The 3326-nt window shown below is 60.5% G+C and carries 1 protein-coding gene and 1 pseudogene; both read right to left on the reverse strand.

The genetic code is table 11. The features are described 5' to 3' along the window. Positions 1–2069 (reverse strand): annotated as a pseudogene (locus XdyCFBP7245_RS23185) (hypothetical protein); the annotation flags it as partial. A gap of 239 nt (positions 2070–2308) precedes the next feature. Beyond that, complete coding sequence (locus XdyCFBP7245_RS23190; protein WP_104617691.1) at positions 2309–2953, reverse strand: imm11 family protein; 645 nt, start codon at positions 2951–2953, stop codon at positions 2309–2311. Between the last annotated feature and the right edge of the window lie 373 nt (positions 2954–3326).

Consider the following 3326-nt stretch of genomic DNA (forward strand, 5'->3'; position numbering starts at 1 on the left):
TGTTGCTGTTCCTGACGCGCCTGCGCTGCGCTGGCGGCCTGGACCTGCGCGTGTCCGTCGAGTGCGTGCTGGTTGGAGGGGGACGATGCCGACGTATCCGCATCTGTCGTGCCATCGGAGGCGCGTGCGTTGGTGGCAAACGGCTGCCCCGGTGCGATTGGCGATTGCCCCGCCTGGACCTGCTGCAACGCCTGGCGGATGTCCTCGGTGCTGGTGACCGCCGCGATGCGCTCTACGCCATCGGCACCGCGCTGCAGATGCGCGATCGGGCTATCGGCGCCAAAGGTGCCACTTGGGCCGCGCTGCAACTGCAGCGCGCTATCGCCAGTAAGTCCCTCGGTTTCGCGCGTGCGTTGGGTCGCCAGTTCGATCGCTTCGCGCCACTGCGGCTGCAGCTCGGTGCCGACGATGCGATAGCGATACTGCGTTTCCTCGCGCTGCAGATCCTGCGCTGACGGCGGCGACTGCCCGATAGCGGCAATCGTCTGCGCCTGCTCGGCCAGCGCCAGTTGCAGCAGTGCGCGCGTGTTCTCCAGTTCCAGCACGCGATTGCCATCGGGTGGGGGACCGTTGCTGGTCCACTTGCCTTCGATGTCGCGGTAATAGCGCTGGCCGTCGGAGGCGGTCAACGCATCCGGGTCGGGCAGGGCCTGTTGCACCGCCGGCGCCATCGGCAGCCCATCGGCCGCCCAGCCGCTGCGGTGATGTGCCAATTCGTAACGCGCGGCGATGGCGCCGGGACTGTTGGCGATGTTGCGGGCGATGACGTCCTGCGCTTGCGCGTCCAGTTCGGCTTTGCGGTGCGGCGAGGCGGTTTCCTGCACGTAGCTGCCGCGATCATTCGCGCCAGAGACCTCGATCTTGACCATGCGACGCCATTGGCCGTCGTTGGCATTGCGCTCCCAGTCGGCCGTGCGCAGGCTGGGACGGTCGGTGTCGTTTGCCGGCAAGCGATACGGATCTTGCGGTGCGGGCGCGTCTTTCAGCGCCAGCGCGGCAGCGGCGTTGGTGGCCTGGTAATTGAGTTCGCGCGCCTTTTGGTAGCTGGCAACGATGGGCGTCGCAGTGGGGTTGTCGATGCCGTCGTTGGTGGTGTCGGCCTTGCCCTCGCGTGCCCACGCGGTGCCGTTGAACAACCACTGGATACCCTGGCGATCGGTCTGGGTGTAAATGGCGCGGTTGTCGAGCAGCGCGGAGGCCTTTTCGCCAGCGGCACTCAAGAAATACGCATCGGCTGCGATCAGCACCATCGGCCCGGCGCCGGAGCTACCCAGCGCGTAAGCAGCAGCGGTGCCGCCGGCCCAGCCACCGACGTTGCGGCCGGCGAAGTGCGCAAGCTCGGACTGCGCGGCGAGCGGGTTGTCCTGGCCGAGAAAACGTGTGGCGCGTTCGCCGGTCATCACCGTGTCGGCGGCGGTGGCGAGCAGGCCGGCAGCGCGTAGTGCCTGACCGGATGATAGATCGCCTGCGAGGAGTTCGGCGGTGGCGAAGCCGCGTTGCGAGACTGGTGTGTACGGCGGATGCGGTGCAGCGGCTGCGCCTTGGCGAATGCTGCGTGCAGTACCGCTGATGGTTGTCGGCGTGTCATCCAATACCTGCTGGACCACTGCTGCATTGGACTCGGATAACCTCACACGCCCGGCATCCTCTGCGTGCGCGATCGCCATGCGAAATTCCTCGCGGCCGGCGATCTCGCGGACGACGGCATCGCGTTCATTCGGGACAGCGACCAGATTTTGGCCCGTCGTGCGCGCGGCATCGATCACCTTTGCGATCCGTTGCTCGGAGTGCGTGATCGCGGCCCATTCGGATTCGACGGTGCCCATGGAGCGCAGCGTCTTCAGCTGATCGGTGTGGCCTGCAATATATTGCTTACGGTCGGCCAGTATTCGGTAATTCTGCGCGTTAGCCTCTTGCTTGGTTAAATGATCTGGCGTCGTGGTGAATAAATCGCCGTTAATTAGGCCTATCTTAAGCTCATCCTGCAGTCCGGCCACCTGGTGTGCAACTCTTTTAAGGGCGGCCGCGTCACCGTTTAATGCTGCCGCGCCATCCGCTGAGCTTCCCATATCCTCCAGAATATCGCCAATCGCCCTCGTGTAAGAACTCCGCGTGCGCCCCCTGTGTGGCGTTAATTCCATTTCATTAGCCAGCTTTCCATCAACTGGCAAATAGAGCCGGTTGGAGGATGCGTCCTTGTTAATTAGGCCGTTCTTTGCAAGCTCTTTTAAAATGGGATCTTTGTCGAAAAGACCCTGTTCAATAACATGATGGCTTTGCAGAACTACATGGGAGGGAGTTGGCATACTCAATAGTCCGCGGCATCAGTCAGCCAGACGCCAAGCGATTTGCGGGATTTCCCATAGCCGTTTTTAATTAACTCATCCCTGAATGCACGATCGCAAAATACTTTTGCTGCATACGGAGTTCGAAAGACATGTGCCGATCCGACTAGATCCTTATGGAAAGCGAGCTTGGCGCCACCTACCATGCTGTAGTACTTTCCCTTAGGGTAGCCCTCAGTAAGTACTCGGACGGTTGATGCCTCTAAGTCAATTGCATCGATTTCCCTGACCACCTCGCACAGGTAATGTGCCGGTGCCATTGATCCATCAAGCAGGATGAAGTCGCATTCCGCAAAAGCGAATGCACTTGAGTCGAATGCTTCAAATAAATTTTTTAAAGGTTCTGAGATCAGCCAATAACTTCGAAAGCTGGAATCGAGATCATTCGGCATACGCTTGGGGATGCCCTGTCGCAAGCGAGGTTTTTCTTTTAGATCTTTCAGTCCGGACTTATTGGGATCAAGACTTACGTGTTCGGGTAGTGGGACGGACATCTCGTTTTCGAGCACCACTCCGTGGCCAGGCCCACCGCCGCGCATGTCGGGGCTGAGCACATAGAACTCTCCCTTTTGAGGCGCGTTGCTAGTTGCTAGATCGTGGTCATTCATGTTCATAAGCCCCATTGTCTCATCCACTCGACTACTCCACGGACGCGAGGCCAGTCCAAAAGACGTGCGGTTGGCAATGAGAGCCGCACTCACGCAGGCATGGCGGCCCTCCGGCGGTGTTTACGCCGACACTCGCCCTTAGTCAGGCCCAAGCCTCCAATCGTGCCTGCTTTTAGAGGCAGAAGCAGTAGGAAAACCCCGACATCTGCGAATGGCGCTGTGCCCGGCGCGCGCAATCGTCGCCCCGCCACGCCTGCGGTCTTTGTGCATGGTTTTCGCTGCGACGTCCCCCCGCCCTGAGTAGCGATCGGGTTTAGAGTCCGGGGTTGATGTGACCCACCCCCGATTACCTTGCCATTCGAAAGTAGAGAAT

The sequence above is a fragment of the Xanthomonas dyei genome (assembly GCF_002939865.1).
Lineage (GTDB): Bacteria > Pseudomonadota > Gammaproteobacteria > Xanthomonadales > Xanthomonadaceae > Xanthomonas > Xanthomonas dyei.